This window comes from Paenibacillus sp. J31P190 (genome assembly GCF_059692075.1).
The window spans coordinates 1-26,925 of sequence record NZ_JCAUAS010000025.1; the positions used below are offsets into that span (position 1 = coordinate 1).

Sequence of the window (26,925 nt, forward strand, 5' to 3'; positions counted from 1 at the left end):
CGCGCTTATGTGTTCGGGCGCTTTTGAATAAGCGCGTTTTCCGCGTTTATTCAGCGTGGACGCGCAGGATGGTCTGCTGAGAAGTCGATTTTCGGCTTCTCGGACTCTGTCGGCGAGCTTCGGCTCGCAGAGCTCTCGCTGTAAGCGCGGTTTTCGCGCTTATGTGTTCGGGCGCTTTTGAATAAGCGCGTTTTCCGCGTTTATTCAGCGTGGACGCGCAGGATGGTCTGCTGAGAAGTCGATTTTCGGCTTCTCGGACTCTGTCCGCGAGCTTCGGCTCGCAGAGCTTTCGCTGTAAGCGCGGTTTTCGCGCTTATTTGCCTTTGGGGGGGGATTTAATTGGATGACCAGGGGTAGAGAGAGCGGGTATCCATCTGCAGCACTTCTTCGATGTCGCTCATGCGTATCCATAGCTGCTGGATGTATTGAAGGTCATTAAGAAGCGTAATATGCCGCTGTTTAATCCTGGAGAGGCTGACGCCAATGCATTGGGGGTGTCGTGGATTGACGACAAGGTCATCCAGCAAAACAGTTATGCCAGCCTCTAAGTCTGGGATTTCTTCCATCTTTAGCTGCTGAAACGGAGCGTCTAATGGAACGTACATCGAAGTTTTGTTCCAATCCAGCTCTTGAGGCCGAAAACGCAGCGCCATGAGAAATGGCTGGATGCACTCTTCGTGGAAGTCATAAAAAACAGTCAGCTTAGCCATCAGAGGGTGCTCCTTTTTGCTTCAGATGCTCCAGCTTGTCCATGATAAGACGAGTGGCATCGGACCAATTGTCTGGATTGTACTTGCTAGCTTGGCTTTGTGTAAATAGTTGGTATTCATGATCCAAAATGCCTTGTAGGACGCGCCGTTGAATTTGTTCAATGCGCGCTGCTGCAAGCCGATGGGTTACTTGAAATTCTTCGGAGAGAAGGGCGATCATTTCGTTCTTTTGCTCGGGCAGCGGCAGTTTCTTAAGCATAGAAATGGGTATTGCCGCGTAGAGCTGGAAGGCCGTTGCGTCCTGCTCCTGCCAATCGACATAGCGATCTGGCATAATCATTTGGTTGCCGGAATGGCGAAGCACATGACAAAGCTCGTGAAGAAAGTCTTCCCACTGCTCCTTGGCAGATAAACGTCGATCTACGTTAATGCTGAATTGTCCATTATTTTCGACAGCCATGCTGTTCATATCCATCGCATAAACCCAAATATGCAGTTTAGCAGCCAAATTGGTCATGCTAAGCTGAGATGGCTCTGTGATCTCATGTTGGAGATATAAAGTCTCGACCCATTGTTCCAGAGGGGTGGTTTGGTAGTGAGTGAACAGGGCAAACACCTCGCTATAGGAATATATGTTCGTTTATTTAAGGTAAAGAAAAGCCCGTTAGGGCTTGGCTTTATTGTAAAAGGATAAGTTACTGCTGACTGTCTGGTTTGCGGGTCATCTGCTGCTCTTTAATAAAGTTCCAGAAGCGGAGCATCTCGTCCCGTCGCTCTTTGGGCGCATTTTTGAAATCTTTGAAAAATAAGCTGACTTCAGGATCATCTACTTCCATGGAACTGCTCGGTCCAAATGGTCCTTCTAGCGCCTCTTCTTCCGTCGGAGCAAATCCGGCAAGCAATAGAAGCTCGTCCTTATCAGCGCTTCGAAGCGCATCAGCTAAGGCGATAACCGTTTCCCTGGATGGGTTGAAGCGGTTATTTTCTATGGAGTTAATAAACGAATAACTGACACCGGATCTTTCTCCGAGTTCTCTAAGGGAGAAATTGTTCTGCTGACGCAAATGCCGGATTCGAATGCCGAATTGCACCATATCTTTCATCGCTTCATCACCTGTTTCTATTGTAAATGGTTGGTGGTACAAAAAACAAGAGGGCTCGGCAAGAAAGTTTTGATTTTCAAAACATTTTGTGTTGAATTTTAAAACAAGAAGACGTATGATTTGTTTAGAAATTCAAAACGTCAAATTTTAGGAGATGGTCGGAGTATGGTAGATCGTATTTTACACATAGAGCGAGAACAAATTGATCGCCGGGCAACGCGCAAGCGGGTGGAAGATGTACTCGAAACGGTTCGTATGTACCGGTTGATCGGGTATGTGCGGAGAGAGAGAGGAGCGATTTCGGGTTCGAGTCAGGTGCTCAATGTGAAGGAGCAGGCAGCTGCGTACCAGGCAGATACGAAGGAACAACTGGTTGGTTTATGCGCAGAGGTAGAGAAGGCGTTGTTGCTGCTTGATGAACTTGAGCAGGAAATGATCAGCAAACGTTATTTGCAAAGGGACAAGTTATTTGATTTCTTGCTGTTCGATGAGCTGAATTTGAGCGAGCGCACATATCGCCGAGTGAAGGCTAAGGCGATAGCTAAGCTGGCTTACATGCTGCGGCTAGAGGTGATTATTTCATAAGAAGCTGTGTTGGTATGGGGCATAGGGCGATGTGATGTGGGAAGCAAACGAATATAAGAGGCATACAGACAGCTAGGGGAGTGTGACCGTAAGTTGGCCGCTTTTTGGCAGTTCGTTAGGTTGGCAGCGTGGTAAGATCGTTGTGTACAGGAGCGAGTGAGGTGATAATGCTGAACAGGATGCAAGGGATAATGTCCAGATCGAGCAGATCTGTGAGGGCTGCTTAGGGGACGAATGGAAGGAGTGAAACGACTAGTTGTTAGGTCTTTTAGACAGTGTGCGTTTTGAAAAGAAAAAGTGTTTTGAATTTCAAAACACTTAACACCAATGCTCAATACTTAACAATTTGTGGTAAGCGGAAAGGAAGCGATAGAAGTGAATGATTGACATGGCAAATCAACTAGCGCTATATCTTCAGTCTGAGGGTGCGGGAACACTCGGGAGCGACATGTTCGTGGATGGTGTTCCACAGACCCCGGATGAGGCCATCTGGCTAAGTCACGTTGGTGGCACCGCGGAATTCAAGCTAGATGCGCCGGGTAGCTGGCGCAAGTTAAGCTTGAACGTGAGAAGTACAACACCGGTGGGGACGCAGGATCGCATCTGGAGCGCTATTAACAAGCTGCTCGATCCAGTTGACGGTATTATCGAAGTGGACGGGCAAACCTACACGGTGCAAATTACAGAGCTACCTGCTGTGCAGGACAAGGATGCGGCAGCCAGATACCTAATGAAATCTGTCCTGATCCTTCGGCAAGTAAAGCCTGTGCTAGAAACTTGGCTGAAAGCGATATCCGCATTTACGGAAGCGGCTTTAGGCTCTCAATGGCGCGTATACCGTGGTTTCAACGGCACATGTCGACCTAGCGTCTCGTGGCAGTGTGTGAGCGTACAGAGTGCGTCGGAGTCAAGAGGTAGTTGCCAGCTTGTGAAACAATTCGTTGGACAGATTGCTGCGCGGTCGGCAAATGAGTATCAGTTGGCCGCTCAATTATTACTGCTGGGACTGGCTGAACAAGTTATATTGCCAATGGGAGGCGCAGGAAGCAGGTGGTTAACGGTGATTAATTCCAGTGTAACGATTCGAAAAGGGGATTTGTCTACAGGGGTGCTAACCGTTACTTTGACTGGGGCGGCTACAGCTCCACAAGGTACGTTACCTCTCTTAGCGGGCGTAGGCACAGCAACAGTCCATAATTAAAGTATCTTATGCCAAAGAGGAATTGATAACAAATGGAACTTGGAGTCAAACGGATTGTTCGATATTTACTGAGCTTTGATATGAATATTAAGGCTGCGGCGTTAAGCGCAATGGAGCAGGGCATCAATGGTGGGGTTGCTAAGCCAGTTAAGTTGAATTGTCAGTAAAGAAAATATCGCATTCATAACAAGGTGAGAGGGTTCGAATTGTCAGGAAGCTAAATATCCCGACAGCCTTCTCCAACCAGTCCCAACAGAAAGGAGCAAAAACGAATGAACCAAATCGGCTTTAATCTGATTTCAGCCACGCTCGGTGGGGTCGCAACCTATGCTTTTGGCGAGTGGAACGAGCTACTTAGCCTATTTCTCATGGCGATACTAGTCGATTATGTAACGGGCATTGCCGCCTCGATGAAGGAACAGCGTTGGCTTAATAGCCAGGTTGGCTACTGGGGACTTGCCCGCAAAGGGCTGATGCTGCTTGTGATTATGCTGGCGCATCGCATGGATATTCTCATGGATACAGATCTGATGATGACGGGAGCGATTTATTTTTACTTGGCGAATGAGTTTATTTCGATTACTGAAAATTATGGACGATTAGGGCTGCCGCTGCCCAGCTTTATGAAGCAGATGATTCAAGTGCTTCGAGGCAAGGAGGAAGGGTTATGAGCAAAGAAAGCTTTATTGATCAATTAGCTCCAGCTGCACAAGCGGATATGCGGGAGTTTGGTATTTTAGCGAGTGTTACTATCGCGCAGGCTATTCTGGAAAGTGGCTGGGGTCGCTCAGCTCCCGGTAATAATTTGTTTGGGATCAAGGGAAGTGGGCAGCAGCAAGTAACGCAGGAATTCATAAACGGCAAGTGGATACAAATTGTAGGCGGCTTTCGTGTGTACGACAGCTGGTGCGATAGCGTTCGCGATCATTCGCTGCTACTTGCAGGCAATCCCAGATACGCTAAAGTTCTCAATGAGCGAGACTACAGGTGCGCAAGTCAAGAGCTGCAGCGCGCAGGTTATGCAACAGATCCGCAGTATGCGGACAAGCTGATTCGGATTATTGAAGGGAGTGAGCTAACTCGTTTTGATCAGATAAAGGAGGTAAGGGGGTATATGATGAGTTCTGATGATGCCAATAAGATTATTAATTTCTTGTCCGCTGCTTGGATGAGCACAGAGGATGCAGAAGCTAGAGTGGAATTTCACCGTTTGGCTGACGAGCTTAGGATAGTGTCTGGGCAGTAGTAAGCTGCTGAATTCTGAACAACGATTCGATAACTTCAAATTGCTGACTTACCACGTAAAATGCTAATAACTCTTCAGTTCGAAACCAAAATAAGAGTCCCTAGGGACTCTTATTTTGTCATTTTCTCTTCGTCGGAGGCAAATAGAAGCCTCAAAAGACTCTTATTTGCACAGATATTCCAACTTGGTACTGATTTTTTAACAAATAGAAGTCTCTAGAAGCTTCTATTTTCACTTAAACCCTAGAATTGGCACAAATAGAAGTCCCAAAAGACTTCTATTCTGGGGTTCCGTGGGATCACCCACCAATTTCAGCGGCCACCCCTCTAATTTAGCCTAAACGAACAACTTCCGCCCTGCAGGATCCAGGATATATGACCGAATTCTCTGTTCCCCACTGGCTGGCATTATTATGCCTTTGCTGTGTAGGCTATGAAGCCACTTTCGTGCGTGCTCAACTCGGATGCCTAGATGCTCAGCAACTACATGCGGTTTAAGCGGATCTAGAGTACTCGCAGCTAAACAAGCAATTTCTTTTTCTCGATGTGTGAGTATATGTTGAGTTTGATCGCTATACCATCGTGCCATGATGTTGAGGACGACTTGTTGGCAGCGTCGCGGATGCTGGGTGATATCATCAAGTGAGAACCGAAAAACCTTCCACTCGTCCAGAACCAATTGATTCTGCCGCATCAGGTTATCCCCGAAACGAGAGCGGTCAACATCTCGAGCATGTGGTCCGTAACCGTCGATCTCGAAACAAATTTGATGAGGAGGACGAAGATAAACAAAGTCAACGAACCTTGTGTTGTCCTGAAAATCTCTTACTTCATACTCGGGATGAAGATAGCGAAAATGTCCAATGATGGGCCACCAGACATGCTGCATAAACTGTTTTTCCGCATAGCCATGCCCCTCCTTTAACCGGCGCAGTCGCTCTCCTGAGCGTTTCTCCTCATGGAATCTTACAAAGTTTTCATGCTCTTTACAAACTCCATCATTCCAACCTCCGACTATAAAGTGTTTTTCTTATTTTCTCGCTATGTTCAACTTTAAGCTGAGCTGTGGTTTGGCCTGGCCTGGTGTAGTGTAGTGTAGTGTAGTGTAGTGTAGTGCAATGTAGTGCAGTGCAGTGCAATTTGGTCTAGCGTGGTATGTGAAGTGAAGTGAAGTGAAGTGAAGTGAAGTGAAGTGAAGTGAAGTCCCGACCTCCCTGGAAATCAAAAATACCGCCTCTCCCAAAAGGGAAAGACGGCATGTTCTTCACGCGTCAGTGTAGATGTAATCTCTTTGGTTGAATTCCCCACAGCTAGGAGCAGGGAAAATTTAAATCCTACATTGCATAAGCAATATGATCCTCAATATACTGCTCCAGCTTAATTCGCACATAAGGCGGCAACGCTGAAAGCATGCAGCCATAACGGAAGTTGCGGCCGTCAGGCTCGATGCGAATCACGCGAGCGGTGATTGGCGGCAGCTCTGCTTCCTGCGGGAAGTGGATGACGATGAACATGTCCGGCGCAAGCGGGGCGGCAGATGTGATCTGCAGTCCGCTCTCGGACAAGTCGAAGAGGGTGCCGTCGATGTTTTGGCCGGAGAAGGAACCTTCCTGCTCCCACTGGTAAATGGACAGCTTCAGGCTAATGTCCAGCTTCACGCGCGTGTTCCGGCGGCGTTCGCGGCCAGAAAGCGGCGATGCCGGCTTCTCTGCAGCGACGACAGGCTCGCTAGGTCGAACGACCTGCTGCCCCATCCATTCTTCATAACACTGAATGACGGAGCTCAAATCTTCTTCACCCAGGCCTTTACTTAGGCCGATTTGGAATAAGTTGGTTGCCGACTGCAATATGGGAGTTGGCAGCTGAAACTTGCCCGTTATTTCCTGAGCAAGCTGCAGATCCTTCAGCATCAGCTTCAGGGAGAATTGATTGCTGAAATCGCGATCGATCATCTTATCGCCTTTCAGCTCCACCATCTTGCTGTTCGCTCCGCCGGAGCGAACAATTTCTAGGAATTGAGCAGGGTTCACACCTGCTTTAACCGCAATGGATAAGCCTTCGGCTAAGCCAGCTAAATTAATGCCCACCATCGTGTTGTGGGCAAGCTTGGCATACGAACCGGAGCCGCTCGGCCCGAGGTAAAGTGCTTTGCTGCCAAGTGCGAGGAATACATCTTGATGCTCGTTGAACACTTCTTGGCTGCCGCCGACCATGAAAGTAAGTGTGCCTGCTTCGGCAGCAGGTTTACTGCCAGTGACAGGCGCGTCGAGGAAGTCGACGAAATGCGCTGCGAGCTCCTCAGCCAGCTTTTGACTTGTTTGTGGGGCTACGGTACTGGAGTCAATAATCGTCAGAGCGGGATGAATGCCACTCAGAATGCCTTGCTCACTGTAGAACGTTTCAAATAGTGAAGCGTCATTGCTAAGCATTGTAATCAGAACATCCGAACCGCGAGCTACCTCCGCAGGGGTCAAACCCACTTCAGCACCAAGACGGGCTAGCTCGTCCGCTTTTTCAGCAGTCCGATTATATACAGTTACCATAAAACCTTTTTGAATAAGGTTAGCAGCCATGGGTTTACCCATAGTGCCAAGTCCAATAAAGCCTATACGTTTCATGATCCTTCACCTCTAGATTCATTTTATCATGGTAATAATAACCTGTGAATTACTTTATAGGGATCTTTGGCCCTCCGACCAAAGTCTCTCCGCGTACGCGATCATCGTTGAATATCATTCAATATAGGATCGCTTACTTGCTTTTGGACAGGCAAATAAGTATGCTAGGAAAAGGAAAAAAATAGAGATGGAGGCGAGCATAGTGAGTAAGAAACTACAATTTGATTACAGTAAAGCACTATCCTTTTTATCCCAGCATGAGGTTGATTATTTGGCGGCTCAAGTAGAGCTAGCGCATGAACAGCTGCATAACAAAACGGGTGCAGGTTCCGATTATTTAGGATGGGTTGATCTTCCTGAGAATTATAATCGTGAGGAATTTGCTCGTATTCAGGCTTCCGCTAAACAAATTCAATCCGACTCCGAGGCGCTTGTTGTTATCGGTATCGGCGGTTCCTATTTGGGCGCACGCGCGGCGCTAGAGATGTTGTCTCATTCTTTCTATAATATTTTGCCAAAAGATAAACGTAAGACGCCTGAGATTTATTTCGTAGGAAATAACATCAGCTCTACATATGTTACTCATTTGCTTCAATTGCTTGAAGGCAAAGATTTCTCTGTGAACGTGATCTCGAAGTCGGGTACGACGACAGAGCCAGCGATTGCTTTCCGTATTTTCCGTGAGTTGTTAGAGAAGAAATATGGGAAAGAAGCTGCGCGCAAACGTATCTATGCTACAACGGATCAAGAGAAGGGTGCACTCAAAACACTCGCTACAGCAGAAGGTTACGAAACCTTTGTCATTCCAGATGATGTAGGCGGACGTTATTCGGTATTAACAGCTGTTGGTTTATTGCCAATCGCGACAGCGGGTATTGATGTTGAAGCGATTATGAAAGGCGCTGCAGATGCGCAGCATGAATTCTCCAATCCTAAGTTGAGTGAGAATCAAGCTTATCAATACGCTGCTGTTCGAAATTCACTTTACCGTAAAGGGAAAACGATCGAAATTCTCGTTAACTACGAGCCTTCCCTGCATTTCGTATCGGAATGGTGGAAGCAGTTGTTCGGTGAAAGCGAAGGAAAAGATTACAAAGGTATTTATCCTGCATCGGTAGACTTCTCGACGGATTTGCATTCCATGGGTCAGTTCGTTCAAGATGGCAACCGGATTCTGTTTGAAACGGTCATTCAAGTTGATCAAGTGGCTGACCATATTACAATTGGCACAGATCCCGATGATTTGGATGGACTCAACTTCCTGAGCGGGAAAACGATGGATTTCGTGAATAAGAAAGCTTTCCAAGGTACGATGCTTGCTCACACAGACGGTAACGTACCGAACCTGATCGTAACGCTGCCGGATATGACGCCTTACTCGTTCGGATATATGGTGTATTTCTTCGAAAAAGCATGCGGTATCAGCGGTTACCTGATGGGTGTGAATCCTTTTGACCAACCAGGCGTTGAAGCTTATAAAAAGAACATGTTTGCCCTCTTAGGCAAACCGGGTTATGAGAAGGAAAAAGCGGAGCTCGAAGCACGCTTGCAGAATTAATTCATAATGCCAAGCAAAAAAAACGATCAATCCTATCGGATTGGTCGTTTTTTCCATCGAAAATTTCCATTATTTATGTGGTAAATTTTCTTTCTATATTGTCGAAGTCAAAGGATGTGTGTAGAATATAATGAAACAGATGTTTCCTTCTACCAAGAAAGGTCGGCTATGCTAGCACATTTCAAAACTATCCAATCGTACGGATCGTCGGAAATCATCATCAAGAAGTCGCGTTTCATCGGTCATGCCAAACCGGTAGAGTCAGAAGAAGAAGCTACCCTATTTATTGAAGCTATCAAGAAGGAACACAGGTCGGCCACACATAACTGCAGCGCCTATGTCATCGGAGAAAGGGATCAGATTCAGAAGCAATCTGATGATGGGGAACCGAGCGGTACAGCAGGAAAGCCGATTCTGGAAGTGATTAAGCATCAAGGACTTAAGAATATCGTTATTGTCGTTACCCGTTATTTCGGCGGCATCATGCTTGGCGCGGGCGGACTCATTCGAGCTTATACGGATGGAGCCGTGGTAGGCATTGAAGCAGGACAGCCAATTTATAAAGTCAATCATCAGCAAGTGCTGATTGAGGTTGACTATACGTGGTATGGCAAACTCGAGAACGAGCTGAGAAGTCAGGGGATGCTCCTAGGAGACATTCAGTTTACGGATAGAGTGACTGTGGCATGTTATCCTTTGACAGCGGCAGCGGAAGCATTTATCAACTGGGCAACTGATTTCACACAAGGTCAAGGCATTGTTATCGCAGGAGAGAACGAATACATGATTCATAAGAGCTTGCCGGAATAGGCAGGCTCGGGTTACAAGGCACAACTAATTTCATAGAGAAGCTAAGGATGCGGAGGGATAGGAATGGCTAGGAAAGCAGTCGCGCAAGAGCTTAGCAGAGAACGAATACTTGCGGAAGCGCGGGAATTATTCGCTACTTTCGGCTATCGCGCTTTAACGATGCGCAGCATCGCTAAAGCAATGGGGTACAGCCATGGTGCGTTATACTACCATTTTAATGAGAAAGCTGAACTGTTTTATGCGTTAATTAAGGAAGATTTCTCCGAATTAGTACAGCGTCAGCGGGAAATGATTGTTCGTGAGCAAGGGTTTAGCGTGAATCTGCTTCAAAAGTTGATGATGGAGTTCGTCTGGTTTGGTTTGAACAATCCGCATCATTACGAAATGATGTTCATGATTAACGAACCGGAGCTGCAGCAATATTCGCGAACAGAGCAAGCACAATCCTTGGAAATGTTTGCTATTGTGATCCGTCAAGTGGTGGCCGATCAGCCGGGAGCCGAGAGCAGGAAGTTCACACTTCCGTGGAATTTGTTTATGTCCTTACATGGCCTCATCTCCTACTGCATTCAGTTTAAACAATCCTATGAGGAAGCGCGGAAACTGGCTGAAGAGCATATCCGCCTCATCTGTGTCAGCTTAGATTTAGATTCCTATGAACAGCAGCGTCCGCTAGTGACACTTGTCAATACAGAATCTGCGTAAATCAGTCAATGGAATTCATTTTACAACATCCGATAAGTGCTTTAGAATAACAGAAGGGGAGCTTGCTCCTTAATGTGGCACACGCGCTTAGAGGAAGGAAGAATATAAAGCTATGGATTTGAACATTTGGTCGGAAGAAAACGTGGAATATATGTTTGAAGAAATTAAGAGAAAGCTTCGCATGGCTACCGGTGGGTCGATTAAAGCCTCGAACGTCAAGCAGGAAGTATATGAGGACTTGAAGGACTTATATGACTTGGTCGTCAGCAAAGAAAATTTCAGCATTAGCGAAATTGATGCGATTACCACAGAGCTTGGAAAGATTCGTAAAGCATAAGCACTTTTTATCCATAAAATTGTCGTTATCTTGGCCTTAGGGCTGGAGATGCGGCAATTTTTTTGCGTAGATAAGAAAGTATAAGTTTTATTACACTTCGCGTCATCAGTCTTGACAAACGCGCTCGTCCCAGAAGGACGACGGAGTCGTTTATCCTTGGTTGAACAGAAAGAGGGACAACTGCGTATTTTTACAGGAGAATGGACAGCTATCCAAGCGATATTACCTACACAGCCGTACACTGTAGAGCAATGTATCTCTGGTAGCTGAAGGAGGTGGACGTTCGTGGCATCCAAAATTCGTAAAGACGACGTTCGGAAATTGGTCGGGAAAAATATCGTGGCTCTTAAGAAAGACGGAACTCAAGTAACTGGTAAATTGGTGCGGATCAGCGGTAACACGTTGATTGTTGCTCCACAAAAAGGCAAAAAGGTTCAAGTCAAAGCCATTATTCCTTTGGTTTTGTTTGACCTATTAGCGATTGGTACAGCACCATATGCTTATGGTGGATTTGGATATGGCCCTGGCTTTGGTTATGGCGGTTATCCGTATGGTGGCTTCGGTGGTCCAGGACTCTGGTGGTAAGGTTCTAAATGAGACTCTTTCCCGAATTTGGGAAAGGGTCTTTTTTCAGTAGATGCGCTCGTCCCAGAAGGACGACGGAGTCGTTTAACCTTGTGTATCAAGGGAGCTTGAAGTTTATGGCACCATATCAGCTCTGGATGAATAGGCTAACATGCAGGTGTCCGGCCAAAGTCCCTCAGGCTGGCTGATGAAGCTGAAGTTATTCAATGACAGGGAGTGAGCAGTGTGCCGAGTTCCATCGTTTTTAATATGATTAATATTAACAACCAGAATACGAATGCAACCATCGGGATCGGTGAGAATGCGCAATCCAGCTGGGATTCACACAGCAAAAACAATTACGGTACCGGTCAATGGGTAGGCAATTCCGTCTCTGCCAATATTATTAATTTCATCTATGACAACGACTTTATTGATTCACCAATTAATGATCAAGATTTTAAACCAGCTGTCACTAACCAAGTATAGTTGAATGGTGGGTGAAACCATGTTGAAATTACCGTGCCCACTAGAGCCGGCGCTCATTGAATTTGATTCTATCCATGTAAATTCCATAGCCGAGGCATCAGGTATTTTTATCGGCACCAACACACAAGTGAATTGGTCTACAAGCGGGAAAGGGAACCTCGGCCTTGGAGAAATAAACGGTGATCATAATTACGTGCTTTATAATATCAACACGGTTTACGATAATGACATCATCGATGCACCTTATACCAAAGGGGACTTGATCATTGGCCGAGTATAAAAAAGAATGCTCCGCAGCTGCTCTACTCAGCAGTTTGTGGAGCATTTGTCGTATGTTCGGCCTGCGGGCTGGCGGGAGCAGGGGTAAAGCCGGACGTCCTAGCCTGATTGGCGATCATGTCCTGCAGCCAATCGGGCGTTTCGTTATCGCCGATGTTGAGCATATCAAGGAAATCGGAGTCGTTGAGCATAGAACGCGTTCCAACTAACTGATTGTTGTCGCCTTCGACAGCGCCAAAGCCTTGGACCGTTTTCTGATTGCTTTGAAAATCAGTCGGCCAATTATTGCCCATATTGAGACAGGATGCGCTTTGTACCGATCCGATGCGGATTGAGCCGATAATGAATGTTGGGGACATGAAGGAAGACACCTTGTATCACCTCTTTACGATTTGGACTGCGGTGGTGTGTATTTATATCCGGTTGCGGTTCGCTCGGTTTTCGGAGCGGCTGCAGCTTGTGAATCAGCTTCTACACCTTCAGCTGCTGTACGAGAGCCGACGGTCTTACTTTTTTTTGACACTTGAGCACGTTTAAAAGCTTCATCAACCGGCGCACTTTTCTCACTTGGCTTGGCGCCGAAATTGTTACCTAAATTCAAAGAACCGCTTAGTTCCTTGATATCGAGATGATCCAACCGAAAGGTTAAGTTTTCTAAAACGGGTTGATGAATATGCAGGGTATCTATATGTATCTTCGGGTGTTTGGCAGTAAGATCAGCTAATTCTTCTTCCAATTTACGTAGACGCCGTTCTAATTGCTGTACATGTTGATCATGAACGGGAGACGTGGCTCCAGCTTTAACTTCTGATCTAGCTCCAAGACTAGCGCCAGAACTAGCTCTAGAGCTAGCAGAACTAGCTGGGGTTGATTCTTTCGCTGTAGTTGTTCCTGTAGTTGGCTGCGCTTTGGGCGGGGACGTTTTCTTTTTTTGAAACCACATCATTAATCTCAGCTCTTCCGTGTAGATGGTTTAACATCAAAGGTGTCGCCATCTTGGACAGTATGCTTGCCACCTAGAACAACATTGTGCTCTCCGCTTATTTCCCCGAGCCCCTGATTAATCTTCTCGGAATGACGCCTTCCAATGATCCGATTTGTACCCCTATTCACACTGGATGTTTCCGTGATTCCATCAATATGAATAGATTGAAATTGTATGCGCACCACAGTAATCCCTCCAATCCTGCATTTCCGAACGATCTCTTTTATTTATATGGGGACAAAGGGAGATTCATTTCTCTTTTTGTTAAAGATTAATTTATGGATACAAGGATAAACGACTCCGTCGTCCTTCAGGGACGAGCGCGTTTGTCAAGACTGATGACGCGAAGTGTAATAAAACTTATACTTTCTTATCTACTGAAAAAGATTACCAACCAATCGGCCAGTAAGGCCAGTTAGAGGGTAATCTTTATTAGGTTCACAGTGTACTCATTACGTGAACTGTATCGGAATAACTTTCTCTCCATCCGGAGGAGCAAGCGGGATACGAATGATAAGCAAACCGTTATGATACTGCGCCCGCATTTGATCGGTCATAGCGTTACCGGGTAGGCGGAAAGCTCTCTCGAATGCGCCAAAGAATCGCTCGGACAACCGCATTTGCTCATCAAGTACTTGGTAGGGCCGAACGAGCATCCCGCGCATGAGCAGCGATTGGTCACGGAAAGAAAGCTGAATCTGCTCGGGCGAAGACAATCCGGGAACTTCAGCCACAACAACGAGTTCCTGCGATGTCTCATACATATCGACTCTTGGCCCGGTTAGCGGGATGATACTGGCAATATCCTGCCAGAATTCGGGGCCCAGCACATCGCCGGCTTGCGCCGACAGCCCTTTCCAATCGGGCTTAGGCGTTCGGTTGCCTGGGGGATTCATCGGCCATCATCACCTGACTTCTACATAGAAAGTAGCGCTGCGAGCAGCTTGCTACTAGTTTATGTACACCCGCGGCGGAATATGGCTGTCTAGCATGAACCTATCGCTGCGGTGGCCGCTGATTGGCGAGCTGCTGCTGCGCCATGCGCACGAGCTCACGCACCATGGCCCCTCCAATCGGACCTCCGACCTTGCCCGCGTCTTCCGAGCTAAGCTGCCCGTTGTAGCCTTGCTGAAGGGGAACGCCAAGCGTTCGGGCTACTTCGTATTTAACGAGATCAGGTCGTTCTGGGTTGACATTATATCCCTGATTCTTCATGACTTGAGCCTTGAGCAGTCCAAGGCCGTGTTCCGATCCGGGCACGATGGCCCGGTTGCTTCTTCTTCGTGCCATTAGGCATCACCTCTTAGTGATTAGGATGCCCTGGGGTTCTCCGTACCATGAGTACGGAAGGTAAAATATTTATGTCCCAAATAATTGCCAATCGTATACAAGCCATTCCCAACCAAAATGGCAGCATTGTGCAGCCAATCTGCCTGCATGGATGGCATGACAGACCTTGCCGCTTCAGCAAGCGCCCAACTTAGCCCATAAGAAAGGCCATAACAGCTCAAAATAACAACAGCAAATTTCCACCAACTGCTGCCGACGCTGACATTGGAACGAAACGTAAATGTACGATTCAGCGTGTAGCTTACTATCGCGCCTAAGGTATTTCCTGCGAAAGTGGATATCCAATAATTCAGGTGCAGCAGATTAAAGAAAGCAAAGCTGGCTGACAGACCAACTAACGTATTGAACAGACCGACAAGTAAGAAGCGCGCGAAGCTGCTAGTCAACAAAGCTTTTATCCGGCTCATTGTACGATCACCGAGTTGAGCTTACTTGGGTGGATGGAGGATGAACCGCTTCCTGATCCTGTCCAGTTGCTGTCAAGTCTTTCTCAATGACAAAAAGCGGTCGCTGCTTCACTTCTTTATATATTTTACCTATGTATTCACCAATTAAGCCGAGAGCGAGAAGCTGAACGCCCCCAATGAACCAAACTGAAAGAATAAGCGATGTCCAACCGGTAACGTTCGCACCGAGGATTTTGCCTATAATTGCGTATAAACCGGCAACGACACTCAACGCGAATAAGAGGAAACCCATCATAGTGACGAAGCGAATGGGGGTTACGCTGAACGACGTGATGCCATCGAAGGCGAATGCCAGCATTTTGCGAAGCGGATACTTGGATTCTCCGGCAAAACGCTCTTTACGGTCATAATAGACCTGAGTGGATGGGAAGCCCAGTAGAGGCACCATGCCGCGCAGAAATAAATTGACCTCTTGAAATTTCTCTAAATTTTCGAGGGTACGCTTGCTCATTAAGCGGAAATCCGCATGATTGTAATGAATTTTCACACCGAGCGATGTCATTAGCTTATAAAAACCTTGGGCCGTGACTCGTTTGAAAAACGTATCGGCTGAGCGATCCTGTCGTATGCCATAAACGATATCGTAACCTTCATGGAATTTGACGATAAACTCGCGAATGACATTCGTGTCATCCTGCAGATCGGCATCAATGGAAACGACGCAGTCTGAATAGGTCTTGGCTTTCATAAGCCCTGCAAGCAAAGCGCTTTGATGCCCGGCATTTTTCGCAAGCTTAAGCCCAGTCATAAAGGGACTGGAGGCATGGAACCGCTCAATAAGCGTCCAAGTTGCATCCTTGCTGCCATCGTCGACAAACAGCACTGTGCTTGCGGTGGCAATTAATTTATCAGAGATGAGAGTTTGTAATACGTTCGTAAGTTGGAATACCGTTTCTGGGAGTACTTCTTCTTCGTTATAACAGGGGACCACAATGGTCAAAACGGGATAAACCACAATTCTCGTCTCCATTCTGAAAAGGGGATTAAAAGGATGATATATGGCTTTCATTATATCGTAATGTATGTAAAATATTAATTTTTAACGAAAATTAAACATTTTTTACAAATGAACGTCCATAGTAATAAGCACTTTACGAATCCTTAACTTGGTAAAAGAGGAGGAATCAGGTAAATTTACAGAAAAGATATATGATGTCCGGATAGGAGAGATGGATGATGGAACCACGGCTAGAGAAAGAACCAAGAAGAGGGAAGGTCAATGTGATACTGTCGATTGTCTTGCTTGTCCTTATTTCTCGGGCACTCATGCTATTTACTGGATATATCGGGATGAATTTATTCAGTAAATCTTCTCAGGTACCGGTATATATGCAGAATGTGCCAGGCACGTTGTCCAAGTGGACGCTGAAGTTTCCTGGAGAACTAGCTTCTACGGAGAAGCTGAAGTTAGAGGATTTTATCAAGTTTGATACGTATTCCTATTTAAAAATAGCCACCCAAGGTTATGATAAGTTTCGGATGGATGAACCGCATACAGCTGCTAATTGGGTTTTCTTTCCATTATTTCCGTCGCTGATTTTTTTACTTGGTAAAATATTTTGGTTCGAACCTGCCACTGTCGGTATGATTGTTTCGAATCTATGCTTGCTTGGAGCTCTTATTTATATTTATTTTATTGCCCTGCAGCGGGGACTCAATGAGCGTCAGGCGGGAACCGTACTATTCCTAATTGTGATTTACCCATCGTCGCTTTACTATACATTACCGTACACAGAGAGTCTATTTCTGCTGCTCTCGGCAGCCTCCATCTATTATGCAGGCAATAAAAAGTATGCACTTGCCTTTATAGCAGCCAGTTTATCTACCGTGACAAGGGTGCCTGGGTTTATCAACCTTGCATTGGTCATGGGCACCGTGTTTATGGACGAAGGGTTCAAATGGACCTGGCGTTACCTGAAATGGTCATTGTATAGCATTTTATCCCTAATCCCAATGGGTATTTATCTCCTACATATGAAAAGCGTCACCGGTGATTTCTTGGCACCTTTCCATGAGCAGAGCTTGCATTGGTTCCGGTATACCACCATACCTTTTGTCAATTATATTGGTTATTTGAAAAAGCCTTACTTCTCCACGCCTGATGGCTGGGATAACGGCTTCATTGCTTTTACCGTATCAACGGCTGTGTTTGTTGTTTTTTTGAGTTACCTCATTCTTCATATGAAAAAGCTTTTGACAAATAAGCATGAGCTGCTATTTTTCGTTTATGGCTTGCTGCTAATCGTCATCCCATTTTCAAGTCAACCCTTATTTCTAGTAAGCGTCGTTCGCTATATGATGGTGAGTATACCGATCTATTTCTACTTAGTAACGTTAACCGAGAAGTGGGAAAATGCTCGAATTTTCTATATGTTGCTATTTATGATTCTACAGTTTTTCGTGACGATTGGCTTTTTTAATGGGTATTATTTTGTTATCTAAAAAGGGTTGAATAACGAAAAGCGACTGGAACATGAATCATCGTCCCAGCCGCTTATTCCTTTATTACCAACCAAATCCGAAAGTACTAAGAACGATAACCAAAAGAACGTATAAAACAAGGACGATAGAAGTGCCTGTATAAGGTACAGCAGGACCGCAACCATAACTCATGTCAATCCCTCCCTTCACAAAATTACTATATGTCATTCAACTAGAGGGCGCATGGATGAATGTCCAGATTCTGAATTAAAATTGGATAACGTGTCCAACACCTTCTAAGTGGCAGCGGGAAGAAAGGAGTGGAGAGGCGACTGCTGGAGGTAGTATAATGGCTTCATTGGTTTGATTGCATCTTGACCTGCAGAAGCGGATGGAGGAAAAAGGCACATGCGTTACGAGGAACGTCAACCGGATGAGAAGTTGAAGAGATTCATCAAATGCTTTTGGTTTTTGGAGCGAGATTACAGCCGAGCAGAAGAAGGAGAAACGCTCTGGCCTGATGGCTGCCAGGAGCTTATCTTCCATTTCGGATCCAGCTATTCGGCAAACGGTCAAACGCTGCCAATAGCTTTTTTTATCGGTACATTGTCACACTATCATCCACTCACCGCGGAGGGACCCATCCGTTTGTTTGGCGTGCGCTTATTGCCATGGGGGCTTCAGGCTTTCAAGGAGATAGATAACCGATTATTAAAGGATAAGTTTGTTCCTTTAGTTGAATTGTTTCCGGAAGCTGAGATTGCTCAGCTGGAAAAGAAACTTGCGGAGGCCGAGTTAGATGAGGGCATCTACATTCTTACAGCTTTTTTACATACAAAATTTCAACCTGACTCCACACCAGATGCCATGATTGATATTCTATCTAAACTGTATCGGACTCCGATGGAACAGGATGTACCGACTAGTGTAGCAGAGAGTGGATACTCACAGCGACAGTTCGAACGTATTAGTTCAGAACTTGTCGGCATGTCTGCCAAACAATTGAATACCGTGTCCAGATTTAACTTGGCCCGGCTTCGAATTTTCTTTAATCCCCATGTGGATCTTCATACCTGTATGACTGAATATGGCTATTATGATTATGCGCACTTTTCAAAAGACTTCAAGAAATGTCTAGGCATAACACCAGCTGAATACAAAAAGTGGATACTACGTGCTTTCGAGCAAAGGAAGCAAGCGAAGAATGTCGTATTTTTACAAGACGAATAAGGAACGTTAATGCTATGATTCCAACGGAGACAAGCGTTAAATCAACGCACACAAACAGGGAGGTACGACTCATGATTCAGAAAATAGCAACGGTTGGCATTTATGTAGAGGATCAGCAAAAGGCCAAAACATTTTGGACCGAAAAAGTTGGATTTGAAGTCGTTCGCGAAACGCCAATGGGTCCTAATGCCTTCTGGTTAGAGGTAGCGCCGCAAGGAGCTGAGTCCGCACTAGTCATTTATCCGAAAAGCATGATGACAAATTATGCCGAACTGAAGCCTTCTGTGGTCTTTGTTACCGATGATATTCAGACGACCTACGAAAACATGAAGTCCAAAGGCGTTGAATTCGAAGGGGAACTTTCAAAGATGCAGTGGGGAACTTTTGCCACATTTAAGGATGAGGATGGAAATACGTTTCTTTTAAAAGGGTAAGGATTTAAAGACAAGGACGAGTTCTTAGGTCGTGTAATCGACTGGGAACCGTCCTTTTTTTATAGATTCAGTCCGATTTAGGATAAGTCCTCCCATTTGGCCCACATCTCCACTGGATTGAGTTCGTATATCTCGTTCTCGCGAAACATGAACTGGTGCATAATGAATTCTCTTCGAATCGTTGCGAAATCAGGGTGGTAGTTCTTAATAAATGCATTCAGTTCCTTCTCTGTGTAGGTGCGTCCTTTTTCAAGCTGCTCTACAAGGTGTTCTAGGACGATAAGTTTTTTCTTGAGCTGAGCAGGGATATGCTTGAGCTTGCCGTCTAAGGTAATAAAGTTTCGAATGACAGATTGCTTGAGGTTCTGATTACGGTCTTCATCCTTCATAGGTTCAGTTTCTCCTTTCTTATTTTTGAAAATGAGATCGGCCGTCGCGGTGGCATTACTGCGAATGAAATACTCATTTAAAGTGAAGTAAATGGTGTTCTTGTCTCTACGTTCATTGATGAGGCTGGCCTCGCGAAGCTTGGCTGCGTGATGGGTAATGGTTGCTGGGGTAACGCCCAGTTTCTCGGCAAGAACTTGACCATTCTGCTCTCCATCCGCTAGTAAAATAAGCAAGCGTATACGCGTTGCGTCTGCGAGAGCTTTGTGATAAGTAATGATTTTATCTAATTGCATGGCGGGTGCACCTCCTTAAAAGAGTATCTAATTTGATTGATATCTAATTAGATAATAATTAAATTAATTGAGATTGTCAACACAATGGAATCGATCGAGAAAGTTGTCATTCCTTGAAAGTTTCCTATTTGTTCTTGGTCATGTAAAATAATCGTAGATAAGAATGGTTATTGATCATAAAAGGGGATAGGAACAACGATGCGTGTACTTGTAATGACAGCTGTAGCTCCTGAAAGAGATGCAGTCCAGCGCGGCCTTGGCCATGACAGCAGGTTTGAATTTGCCCTAGCTGGCGTTGGACTTGCTGCGGCAGCAGTGAACGGAGCGATAGAGCTTGCGAAAGCTGAATATGATTTGGTTATTATTGCCGGTATTGCCGGCGGATTTATAGGTCAAGCGGAGATAGGCTCGCTTGTTGTGGCGAGCGAGATCATCGCAGCAGACCTTGGCGTGGAGCTGCTGGATGGCTTCAGCAGCTTAGATGAGCTGGGCTTCGGCTCGACGCGCATTGGTGTTGCCGCTGATGTGGCCGAGCGAGTGACAGCGGCGTTGTTAGCCGCTGGTCTGACGGCGCAGATGGCGCCAGTGCTTACGGTGGCAACGGCCACCGGGACGGCAGTAACAGCGGCCGCGCTGGCTGCTCGCGTGCCTGGAGCCGCTGCCGAAGCCATGGAAGGCTTCGGCATTGCGACAGCTGCGCAGCAGCGCGGCGTGCCTGTGCTGGAGATCCGCGCGATCTCCAACGCGGTTGGTCCTCGTGACCGAGACGCTTGGCGTATCGGTGATGCATTTAAGGCTTTAGAAGCAGCAAGTTCAGTCCTAGCGGAGGTGCTTTAATATGAAGATTGCGTATTCACCTTGTCCAAACGATACATTTGTTTTCCATGCTTGGGCGCATGGGTTAATCCCAGGTGCCCCTGAGCTGGATGTCTTATATGCCGACATCGACATTACGAACAAGCTAGCTGCTGAAGGCACTGGGCCGGATGTCCTTAAGATCTCTTACGCAGCATTGCCTTGGGTGCTGAAGGACTACGCCCTGCTGCCCTGCGGCGGGGCTTTGGGCAGAGGCTGCGGACCGCTGGTGCTTACGAAGACTAGCGTCACGGCGGGAACAACAGGACAAACGGGAGTTGAGGGAACAACGGGAACAACGGGAACAGAGAGAACAGAGGGAACAACGGGAACAACAGGAGCTGAGGGAACAGTGCCTGAGAGAATAGTGCCGGACCCGGCCATGCTCAGCGGCCGCCGGGTCGCTGTGCCGAGCGAGCGCTCGACCGCGTACTTACTGTTCCGCCTTTGGGCGGCACAGAACGTTCCGGGCGGCGTAGGTGAAATCGTGGTCATGCCGTTCCACGAGATCATGCCTGCTGTGCGGGACGGCCTCGTTGATGCCGGCCTCGTCATTCATGAAGCGCGCTTCACTTACCCGTCTTACGGGTTAGCGCTTCTCACAGATCTGGGCAGTTGGTGGGAGTCAGACACCAACCTGCCGATCCCGCTGGGCGCCATCATTGCACGGCGCTCCATGGATCTTGAGGCGCTTGCGGGCTGGACCCGCGCCTCGGTCGAATACGCGTGGGCGCATCCGGAAGCATCACGCGACTACATCATGCAGCACGCGCAGGAGATGGACCCGCAGGTCGCTGAGGCACACATCGACCTGTACGTGAATGAGTTTACCGCTGATCTGGGTGAGAGCGGCTATGGCGCCGTCTTGACCTTGCTCCAGCGGGCTGCTGAGGAAGGGCTTGTGCCGCAGATGGATTATGCGGCATTGCTGAAATAACATCAAAAAACCGCTTAAGTGCGCTAACACTTAAGCGGCCAAAAAACGGGGCAGTGAATACCCGCAGCCCCGCATAGTTTTGAACATAGATAAGACCACCATTTAGGGAGTGAACCCTACGACGGTGGTTTTTTCTTCCCAAAGGCTGATTTCGTTCATGTTTGCGGGCGTAAGAAGGAAATGAGCTTCGATAGCGATATAAAACATGCTTAAAACTGCCTCACTCACTCTCACTCACTCACTCACTCGTACTGCACAAGCTACCCAACCACATTCACCGGACGCCCATCTAGATAAGCACGCACGTTACCAACTGCCGTATCCATCAGTCTAGCTCGTGCTTCTTTAGTTGCCCATGCGATATGCGGGGTAATGATCACATTTCTCGCATGCAGCAAGGGATTGTCCGGTTGAGGCGGTTCTACGGTCAGCACATCGAGACCGGCTCCAGCCAATCTGCCTTCGTTGAGCGCATGAGCGACATCCTCCTCATTGAGAAGGCCGCCTCGAGCTGTATTGATTAAAATAGCCGTCGGTTTCATCTGTGCTATCCGATTAGCATTAATCAGTTGATTCGTTTCCGGTGTCAGCGGACAGTGGAGACTAATGACATCAGATCGCTGCAGCAGCTCGTCAAGCTGCACCCAATCGATACCCTCAACAGGTTGAGGGACATTTCTTCCGCTGCCTGTTGCGATAACCTTCATTCCCATCGCCTGCGCAATCAACGCGGTTTGTTTGCCGATTTGCCCTAAGCCAATCAGCCCCATGGTTTGACCGCTTAACTCCACGAGCGGAGATCGGCTGTAGCTGAAATCAATCGACTCTGACCAATCCCCATTAAGCACGGTGTCACTATGCTGCTGAACCCGATGGCAAAACTCCAATAACAAAGCAAACACCAGTTGAGCAACAGAATGCGTGCTGTAAGCAGGAACGTTAGCGACAATGATGTCCTTCTCCTTGGCAGCCTGAATATCAACGATATTGTAACCGGTCGCAAGTACGCCGATATAGCGAAGCTTGGGCAGCTGCTGAATCATTTGAGCGGAAAGCGGCGTCTTATTCGTCAGTACAATCTCCGCGTCAGCAGCGCGTTCAATGATCTGTGACTCTGCCGTTCGATCATAGACAACAAGCTCGCCTAGTGAATCTAATCCGCTCCAGTCCAGATCGCCGGGATTTAGTGTGTAACCATCAAGCACTACGATTTGCATCTCATATCGCTCCCCAAGCCAATTATTTCTTCGCAGGTAACTCCTTGAAAGGATTCAAAAACACCTTCGGAATATGCGTCTCAAATCGCAGCAGCTGACCTGTCGTCGGATGCAAAAAAGCAAGCACACGCGCATGCAGTCCAAGACGGCCGATTTCCTTCGTTTTTGAACCGTATTTCTTATCGCCAACAACGGGGTGACCGATGTCCTGCATATGAACGCGGATTTGATTTTTGCGGCCGGTTTCAAGATTAACCTCTAACAGTGAAAAGCTCCGGTTCGCTTGTAGCGTTTTATAATGAGTAACTGCGTGTTGTCCATCATTCGGATACGGCGTCGAAAACATTTTAAGCGACTTCGTATGCTCTTTGAGCCACGAGGAAATGGTCCCTTCAGGCTTCTTCACCATGCCTTCAACCAAGGCAACATAAGTGCGTTCTTTGACACTTTCCTGCCAAGTGTTCTGTAGGTGCTGCTGAGCCTTCTCGTTTTTGGCAAACATCATCACGCCGGATGTATCTCGATCCAGTCTATGTACGACGAAAATCCGTGCCTTCGGATCGTGGTTTCGAACATGTGCCGTAAGCTGTCGATAGGCCGTAATCTCATTTTCTTTCGTATTTGTGGCGATAGATAATAGCCCGGCATCCTTTTGAATGACAATCACATCTTCATCTTCATGCAAAATCGTCATGCCAGCGAGCGGGATATCTTCGACGATTTTATCTTTATTAATGGTGACCGTTTGCTCTGGCTGCAATGGATAGTTGTATGCTGTTACGGCTTTGCCATTCACTGCGACTTGTCCACGGGCAAGTATGGCTTTAACCGAATTCCGGCCCAAACTCGAAAGCTTTTCTATTAAAAAAGGTAGAAGCTCAGAGGACTCCTTGACGGTGTACTGACGAGTACTCATTTCTTGGTTCCCCTTAGACGGAGCAGGATTCTGGCTCTGACTCTTATTTTGCTTGAATTTGGGAGTCTGGTTCTGGTTTTTATTTGGACCTTGAAACTTACCTGGCTTCTTTTGCATAAAAAAGACCTCCTATTGCGATCGCTTACCTTCCGGTCAGATCATTCACCTTACAATATACCACGTTCGGAAAAGCAAAAGAAACGCTATGAGGGAAGATCCTATATAGCGCGCGACTTTTAAGGTACATGCCATGAGAAATTACTTATCCGCTATCTGTCCCGCCAACTTCTGAGTCGTGCTCCCCGCGAAAAATTCTCCCTGTAATCGCACATGCTCAAAGGGTAAATGCGGATTCGCTATCCGCCAAAGCATCCGATCCGCTGCGCGATAGCCGGTTTCTCGAATCGGCAGCTGCGGGCGTGAGCACAGTGGAAGCGTATCACTTTGTTCATTGAGCAGTGCGACTAACGAGCATTGCTGTGGAACAGCAATCCCTAAGCGGCGCAACGTATGATACACAGGCGCAGCTTCTTCATCGATACCGCAAATAACGGCAGTGGGCTTGTGCGTCCTATAGAGCACTCCGAAATTCTGCAGCCACCGATCTGTACCGTCTCGCTCCGTTGCGTGCTCTAGCGGATCCACTGAAACCCCGGCTTCTTTCATCGCCTCGCGAAATGCCTGCCACCGGATAACGAAGCCACGTTGATCCAACGCATCCCCCACATACATAATCTTCCTATGCCCCATTCGCACAAGTCTTCGAACAGCTTGAAAAACAGCCTCGTATACATCCCAAATCACACTATCAACCTTGGTTTCCGGCGGTGGGAAGTTCAGCAGAATGCGAGGGAGCGGAAGCTCCAACAATTTCTGCTCTAGAAGATCCAAATTCATCCGCGGCGCAATGAAAACACCTTCCGCGTACATCAGCTCTTGCTCCTCAGCCCATGCTTCAAATTGCGATGGCTTCAGCTGTGGAGGAATGAGGAGAGGCTGCACCGTGTGGCCGAATTCCATGAATCTTTCGTGCAGTCCTTGCAGCAATAGCCGATTGAAGTTTAAAGACTGTTTATTTTGGACCAGCACAAACCGGCGCTTTACAACAGGATAGGGAGAAATATGATCCAACTGCAGCGTTTGTTTCTGATCTTTGGTCATATAGCCAAGCTCGCGTGCAAGCCGGAACACTTCACTTCTTGTCTGTTCGGACATTCCGGGGAGCCCGCGCAGCGCTTTAGACACCGTTTGTATCGTAAGACCGAGCTCAGCAGCCAAATCGTGAAGTGTAATTCGTTTGCGCATATGTCCGTGAATCCCTCATTTCAATTACTTTGTATCTGCAATTTTAAACTAAATTTAAACTAAAAAGAAGGTTAAATTTAAACTACACTAAGGGGGAAGTAAGGAACTCTGAAGAATTTAAACAAAGGGAGCGAATACAGATGAACAAAATAATAGAAGCAGATATCGTCGTTGTAGGTGGAGGTCCAGCTGGTGTGAACGCAGCCATTGCGGCTGGACGGAGCGGGGCCAAGACGGTTTTGATAGAGAAATACGGCTTTATTGGCGGGATGTCAACCGCTGCGCTTGTTTATCCATGGATGACATTTCATACAACAGATGGTAAGCAAGTCATTAAAGGTCTCGCGCAAGAGATTATCGACCGCCTCATGGCAATGAATGCATCCCCAGGCCATCTTCGGGACACGGTTGGCTTTGTGAATACGATTACGCCATACCACCCTGAGATTTATAAAGTGCTTGCTGTTGATATGTTGAAAGAAGCGGGTGTTAAGCTGCTATTCCATAGCTTTGTTGATCATGTAGAGACCGTGGACAACCGTATCCAGTCCGTACAATTAACGTCCAAGTCGGGTAGAATTGATGTAAAGGGCAAAATATTTATCGATACAACAGGAGATGCGGATCTTGCTTATTTATCAGGAGCACCTTGTTTGCAAGGGCGTGACGGCGATAGACTTACACAGCCGATGACGATGAAATTCCGGATGCGCGGTGTGGATTTGGAAGTCGTCAAACAGTACATGATCGAACATCCAGATGAATTTTATAAAAAGACACCGATTGCCGAGCTTGTTGATCTGCCTTTGTCTGGTGTTTTGGGTTATTACAAGCACTGGAAGGAGGCGAACCTGCCGATTAATCGAGATCAAGTGCTCTTCTTCACAGGTCCTGAGGCCGACGAAGTACTGGTCAACACTACGCGTGTACAGGGGCTCGATGGAACTAATGTTGAGGATTTGACAGAAGCTGAAGAGCTGGGGCGTAAGCAGGTGTTGATGGTAGCAGAGTTCATGAAGAACAACCTGCCAGGCTTCGCAAAAGCCTCGATTTCATCGGTAGGCGCTCAAATCGGTATCCGCGAAACGCGCCGTATTGACGGCCAGTATGCGCTGCAGGTTGCCGATGTCGTGCAAGGACGTCGTTTTGAAGATGTTATCGCACGCAGCGGCTATCCGATCGACATTCACGATCCATCCGGCAAAGGTGTGACCGCTGCTTGGGTCGAAGGCGACGGAGCCTACGACATTCCTTACCGCTGCCTGCTGCCGCAAAAAATCGAGAACCTGCTGACCGCAGGGCGCTGCATCTCAACGACACATGAAGCACTTGCAACAACGCGCCTTACTCCAAGCTGTATGGCAACTGGGCAAGCAGCCGGTTCAGCAGCAGGACTTGCCGTTAAGCACGGTATTCAACCTGCGCAAATTGATATTGCAGAGCTGCAAGCTATCCTCGTGCAAGACGGAGCAGTGTTGAACTAGCACAATGCCTCTCAGTGAAAGCCCAGTAGCCTCCCCGCCGAATAGGGGAGGAAAACGCGCTTAAAAGCAAACAACTGTATGCCCACCTCCAAATAAGGGAACACTGCTACTTACATGCTGCAACACTTCGTGTGAGAAAAGGTGGGAAATCCTTATGCTGTTATATCAGTTAACGCAATGGTTCGAAGAACGCACGACTCTGCAAAAGGCTTTGCAAAGTGGACCCGCTGAAAATACCGGTGAATTGCAACAAAGAATGCAAGAAGTCGAAGATCAGCTGTATTCCCATGCCGAACGGTGGAAAAATGCGATTCAGGAAGCCTCCTATTTGCAGTTCCCTTATGAGAATCCTCAGTTGGATGATGATATGGTCCTTTAGTCTTCTTTGGGAGGGCTTACCTTTGTATTTCCTCGGTTTTCGTGTAGAATTAGATTGT

At 47.0% G+C, this 26,925-nt stretch carries 36 protein-coding genes; 19 read left to right on the forward strand and 17 right to left on the reverse strand.

Features of this window, described 5'->3' with window-relative positions; genetic code table 11:
* Positions 1-335: 335 nt before the first annotated feature.
* The 3 genes from AC58U0_RS30320 to AC58U0_RS30330 form a co-directional block, all read right to left on the reverse strand.
* The gene (locus AC58U0_RS30320; RefSeq protein WP_497382540.1) at positions 336-710 is read right to left on the reverse strand and encodes a hypothetical protein; all 375 of its coding nucleotides are present in this window, start codon (positions 708-710) and stop codon (positions 336-338) included.
* Complete coding sequence (locus tag AC58U0_RS30325) at positions 703-1,218, reverse strand: ImmA/IrrE family metallo-endopeptidase (RefSeq protein ID WP_497382541.1); 516 nt, start codon at positions 1,216-1,218, stop codon at positions 703-705. The genes AC58U0_RS30320 and AC58U0_RS30325 overlap by 8 nt, the downstream gene beginning before the upstream one ends.
* A gap of 187 nt (positions 1,219-1,405) precedes the next feature.
* Complete coding sequence (locus AC58U0_RS30330) at positions 1,406-1,813, reverse strand: helix-turn-helix domain-containing protein (RefSeq protein ID WP_497382542.1); 408 nt, start codon at positions 1,811-1,813, stop codon at positions 1,406-1,408.
* A gap of 165 nt (positions 1,814-1,978) precedes the next feature.
* Here AC58U0_RS30330 and AC58U0_RS30335 point away from each other — a divergent pair, with 165 nt between their 5' ends.
* The 5 genes from AC58U0_RS30335 (at position 1,979) to AC58U0_RS30355 (ending at position 4,845) form a co-directional block, all read left to right on the forward strand.
* Entirely contained in the window at positions 1,979-2,398 is a 420-nt protein-coding gene (locus tag AC58U0_RS30335; RefSeq protein WP_497382543.1) for an ArpU family phage packaging/lysis transcriptional regulator, read from the forward strand.
* Between the two features lie 388 nt (positions 2,399-2,786).
* Positions 2,787-3,599, forward strand: coding sequence for a minor capsid protein (locus tag AC58U0_RS30340; protein ID WP_497382544.1), 813 nt, complete (start codon positions 2,787-2,789; stop codon positions 3,597-3,599).
* A 32-nt stretch (positions 3,600-3,631) separates the two neighbouring features.
* On the forward strand, positions 3,632-3,766 hold the full coding sequence (locus AC58U0_RS30345; protein WP_497382545.1) for a hypothetical protein: 135 nt from the start codon (positions 3,632-3,634) through the stop codon (positions 3,764-3,766).
* Between the two features lie 105 nt (positions 3,767-3,871).
* Complete coding sequence (locus AC58U0_RS30350) at positions 3,872-4,270, forward strand: phage holin family protein (RefSeq protein WP_497382546.1); 399 nt, start codon at positions 3,872-3,874, stop codon at positions 4,268-4,270.
* Complete coding sequence (locus AC58U0_RS30355) at positions 4,267-4,845, forward strand: glycoside hydrolase family 73 protein (RefSeq protein WP_497382547.1); 579 nt, start codon at positions 4,267-4,269, stop codon at positions 4,843-4,845. The genes AC58U0_RS30350 and AC58U0_RS30355 overlap by 4 nt, the downstream gene beginning before the upstream one ends.
* A 336-nt stretch (positions 4,846-5,181) precedes the next feature.
* On the opposite strand, the gene AC58U0_RS30360 is transcribed toward AC58U0_RS30355, so the two are convergent.
* Entirely contained in the window at positions 5,182-5,733 is a 552-nt protein-coding gene (locus AC58U0_RS30360) for a DNA-binding response regulator (RefSeq protein ID WP_497382548.1), read from the reverse strand.
* Between the two features lie 445 nt (positions 5,734-6,178).
* A complete protein-coding gene (locus tag AC58U0_RS30365; protein ID WP_497382549.1) occupies positions 6,179-7,462 on the reverse strand; it encodes an NAD(P)-binding domain-containing protein in 1,284 nt (427 codons plus the stop codon).
* A 202-nt stretch (positions 7,463-7,664) separates the two neighbouring features.
* Between AC58U0_RS30365 and AC58U0_RS30370 the strand changes: the two genes are divergently transcribed.
* The 7 genes from AC58U0_RS30370 (at position 7,665) to AC58U0_RS30400 (ending at position 12,205) form a co-directional block, all read left to right on the forward strand.
* Complete coding sequence (locus tag AC58U0_RS30370) at positions 7,665-9,020, forward strand: glucose-6-phosphate isomerase (protein ID WP_057305052.1); 1,356 nt, start codon at positions 7,665-7,667, stop codon at positions 9,018-9,020.
* Positions 9,021-9,188: 168 nt separating this feature from the next.
* Positions 9,189-9,830 carry a YigZ family protein gene (locus tag AC58U0_RS30375; RefSeq protein ID WP_497382550.1) on the forward strand — a complete coding sequence of 214 codons (642 nt, stop codon included), beginning with the start codon at positions 9,189-9,191 and terminating at the stop codon, positions 9,828-9,830.
* Between the two features lie 63 nt (positions 9,831-9,893).
* Positions 9,894-10,535: a TetR/AcrR family transcriptional regulator gene (locus AC58U0_RS30380; RefSeq protein WP_497382551.1), complete on the forward strand. Its 642-nt coding sequence runs from the start codon at positions 9,894-9,896 to the stop codon at positions 10,533-10,535.
* Between the two features lie 112 nt (positions 10,536-10,647).
* Entirely contained in the window at positions 10,648-10,872 is a 225-nt protein-coding gene (locus AC58U0_RS30385) for a DUF1128 domain-containing protein (protein ID WP_057305055.1), read from the forward strand.
* 285 nt (positions 10,873-11,157) lie between these two features.
* Positions 11,158-11,457 (forward strand): hypothetical protein, encoded by a 300-nt coding sequence (locus tag AC58U0_RS30390; RefSeq protein WP_497382552.1) that lies wholly within the window; start codon positions 11,158-11,160, stop codon positions 11,455-11,457.
* 225 nt (positions 11,458-11,682) lie between these two features.
* On the forward strand, positions 11,683-11,925 hold the full coding sequence (locus AC58U0_RS30395; protein ID WP_497382553.1) for a spore germination protein: 243 nt from the start codon (positions 11,683-11,685) through the stop codon (positions 11,923-11,925).
* A gap of 19 nt (positions 11,926-11,944) precedes the next feature.
* Positions 11,945-12,205 (forward strand): hypothetical protein, encoded by a 261-nt coding sequence (locus AC58U0_RS30400; protein WP_497382554.1) that lies wholly within the window; start codon positions 11,945-11,947, stop codon positions 12,203-12,205.
* 22 nt (positions 12,206-12,227) lie between these two features.
* Here AC58U0_RS30400 and AC58U0_RS30405 read toward each other — a convergent pair whose 3' ends face one another.
* The 7 genes from AC58U0_RS30405 to AC58U0_RS30435 all read right to left on the reverse strand — a co-directional run bounded on the left by AC58U0_RS30405 (position 12,228) and on the right by AC58U0_RS30435 (position 15,976).
* A complete protein-coding gene (locus AC58U0_RS30405; protein ID WP_497382555.1) occupies positions 12,228-12,563 on the reverse strand; it encodes a hypothetical protein in 336 nt (111 codons plus the stop codon).
* A gap of 26 nt (positions 12,564-12,589) precedes the next feature.
* Complete coding sequence (locus AC58U0_RS30410) at positions 12,590-13,150, reverse strand: hypothetical protein (protein ID WP_497382556.1); 561 nt, start codon at positions 13,148-13,150, stop codon at positions 12,590-12,592.
* Between the two features lie 5 nt (positions 13,151-13,155).
* Positions 13,156-13,374 (reverse strand): hypothetical protein, encoded by a 219-nt coding sequence (locus tag AC58U0_RS30415; RefSeq protein ID WP_497382557.1) that lies wholly within the window; start codon positions 13,372-13,374, stop codon positions 13,156-13,158.
* A 267-nt stretch (positions 13,375-13,641) separates the two neighbouring features.
* A complete protein-coding gene (locus AC58U0_RS30420; protein WP_060645538.1) occupies positions 13,642-14,085 on the reverse strand; it encodes an Hsp20/alpha crystallin family protein in 444 nt (147 codons plus the stop codon).
* A gap of 100 nt (positions 14,086-14,185) precedes the next feature.
* Positions 14,186-14,479, reverse strand: a complete 294-nt coding sequence (locus AC58U0_RS30425; protein WP_029199178.1) for an alpha/beta-type small acid-soluble spore protein — start codon at positions 14,477-14,479, stop codon at positions 14,186-14,188.
* Positions 14,480-14,499: 20 nt separating this feature from the next.
* Positions 14,500-14,946 carry a GtrA family protein gene (locus AC58U0_RS30430; protein WP_057305062.1) on the reverse strand — a complete coding sequence of 149 codons (447 nt, stop codon included), beginning with the start codon at positions 14,944-14,946 and terminating at the stop codon, positions 14,500-14,502.
* 7 nt (positions 14,947-14,953) lie between these two features.
* The gene (locus AC58U0_RS30435) at positions 14,954-15,976 is read right to left on the reverse strand and encodes a glycosyltransferase family 2 protein (protein WP_497382558.1); all 1,023 of its coding nucleotides are present in this window, start codon (positions 15,974-15,976) and stop codon (positions 14,954-14,956) included.
* 206 nt (positions 15,977-16,182) lie between these two features.
* On the opposite strand from AC58U0_RS30435, the gene AC58U0_RS30440 reads away from it, so the two are divergent.
* Complete coding sequence (locus tag AC58U0_RS30440) at positions 16,183-17,448, forward strand: hypothetical protein (RefSeq protein WP_497382559.1); 1,266 nt, start codon at positions 16,183-16,185, stop codon at positions 17,446-17,448.
* Between the two features lie 63 nt (positions 17,449-17,511).
* Here AC58U0_RS30440 and AC58U0_RS30445 read toward each other — a convergent pair whose 3' ends face one another.
* Entirely contained in the window at positions 17,512-17,619 is a 108-nt protein-coding gene (locus AC58U0_RS30445) for a YjcZ family sporulation protein (RefSeq protein WP_497382560.1), read from the reverse strand.
* Positions 17,620-17,835: 216 nt separating this feature from the next.
* Here AC58U0_RS30445 and AC58U0_RS30450 point away from each other — a divergent pair, with 216 nt between their 5' ends.
* Positions 17,836-18,657 carry an AraC family transcriptional regulator gene (locus AC58U0_RS30450; RefSeq protein ID WP_497382561.1) on the forward strand — a complete coding sequence of 274 codons (822 nt, stop codon included), beginning with the start codon at positions 17,836-17,838 and terminating at the stop codon, positions 18,655-18,657.
* Positions 18,658-18,728: 71 nt separating this feature from the next.
* Positions 18,729-19,091 (forward strand): VOC family protein, encoded by a 363-nt coding sequence (locus tag AC58U0_RS30455; RefSeq protein ID WP_497382562.1) that lies wholly within the window; start codon positions 18,729-18,731, stop codon positions 19,089-19,091.
* A 77-nt stretch (positions 19,092-19,168) separates the two neighbouring features.
* Here the strand turns inward: AC58U0_RS30455 and AC58U0_RS30460 are convergent, their stop codons facing one another.
* Positions 19,169-19,774 (reverse strand): DUF2087 domain-containing protein, encoded by a 606-nt coding sequence (locus AC58U0_RS30460; RefSeq protein WP_497382563.1) that lies wholly within the window; start codon positions 19,772-19,774, stop codon positions 19,169-19,171.
* Positions 19,775-19,972: 198 nt separating this feature from the next.
* On the opposite strand from AC58U0_RS30460, the gene AC58U0_RS30465 reads away from it, so the two are divergent.
* Together AC58U0_RS30465 and AC58U0_RS30470 are read left to right on the forward strand one after the other, a co-directional pair.
* Positions 19,973-20,611 carry a futalosine hydrolase gene (locus tag AC58U0_RS30465; protein ID WP_497382564.1) on the forward strand — a complete coding sequence of 213 codons (639 nt, stop codon included), beginning with the start codon at positions 19,973-19,975 and terminating at the stop codon, positions 20,609-20,611.
* Between the two features lies 1 nt (position 20,612).
* Positions 20,613-21,566 carry a 1,4-dihydroxy-6-naphtoate synthase gene (locus AC58U0_RS30470; protein WP_497382565.1) on the forward strand — a complete coding sequence of 318 codons (954 nt, stop codon included), beginning with the start codon at positions 20,613-20,615 and terminating at the stop codon, positions 21,564-21,566.
* Between the two features lie 260 nt (positions 21,567-21,826).
* Here AC58U0_RS30470 and AC58U0_RS30475 read toward each other — a convergent pair whose 3' ends face one another.
* The 3 genes from AC58U0_RS30475 to AC58U0_RS30485 form a co-directional block, all read right to left on the reverse strand.
* Positions 21,827-22,783: a D-2-hydroxyacid dehydrogenase gene (locus AC58U0_RS30475; protein ID WP_497382566.1), complete on the reverse strand. Its 957-nt coding sequence runs from the start codon at positions 22,781-22,783 to the stop codon at positions 21,827-21,829.
* A gap of 22 nt (positions 22,784-22,805) precedes the next feature.
* A complete protein-coding gene (locus tag AC58U0_RS30480) occupies positions 22,806-23,699 on the reverse strand; it encodes an RluA family pseudouridine synthase (protein ID WP_497382611.1) in 894 nt (297 codons plus the stop codon).
* 258 nt (positions 23,700-23,957) lie between these two features.
* Positions 23,958-25,004 carry a LacI family DNA-binding transcriptional regulator gene (locus AC58U0_RS30485; protein ID WP_497382567.1) on the reverse strand — a complete coding sequence of 349 codons (1,047 nt, stop codon included), beginning with the start codon at positions 25,002-25,004 and terminating at the stop codon, positions 23,958-23,960.
* Between the two features lie 140 nt (positions 25,005-25,144).
* On the opposite strand from AC58U0_RS30485, the gene AC58U0_RS30490 reads away from it, so the two are divergent.
* Both AC58U0_RS30490 and AC58U0_RS30495 read left to right on the forward strand, forming a co-directional pair.
* Positions 25,145-26,488 carry an FAD-dependent oxidoreductase gene (locus tag AC58U0_RS30490; RefSeq protein ID WP_497382568.1) on the forward strand — a complete coding sequence of 448 codons (1,344 nt, stop codon included), beginning with the start codon at positions 25,145-25,147 and terminating at the stop codon, positions 26,486-26,488.
* Between the two features lie 154 nt (positions 26,489-26,642).
* The gene (locus AC58U0_RS30495; protein ID WP_056831740.1) at positions 26,643-26,867 is read left to right on the forward strand and encodes a hypothetical protein; all 225 of its coding nucleotides are present in this window, start codon (positions 26,643-26,645) and stop codon (positions 26,865-26,867) included.
* Positions 26,868-26,925: the final 58 nt, after the last annotated feature.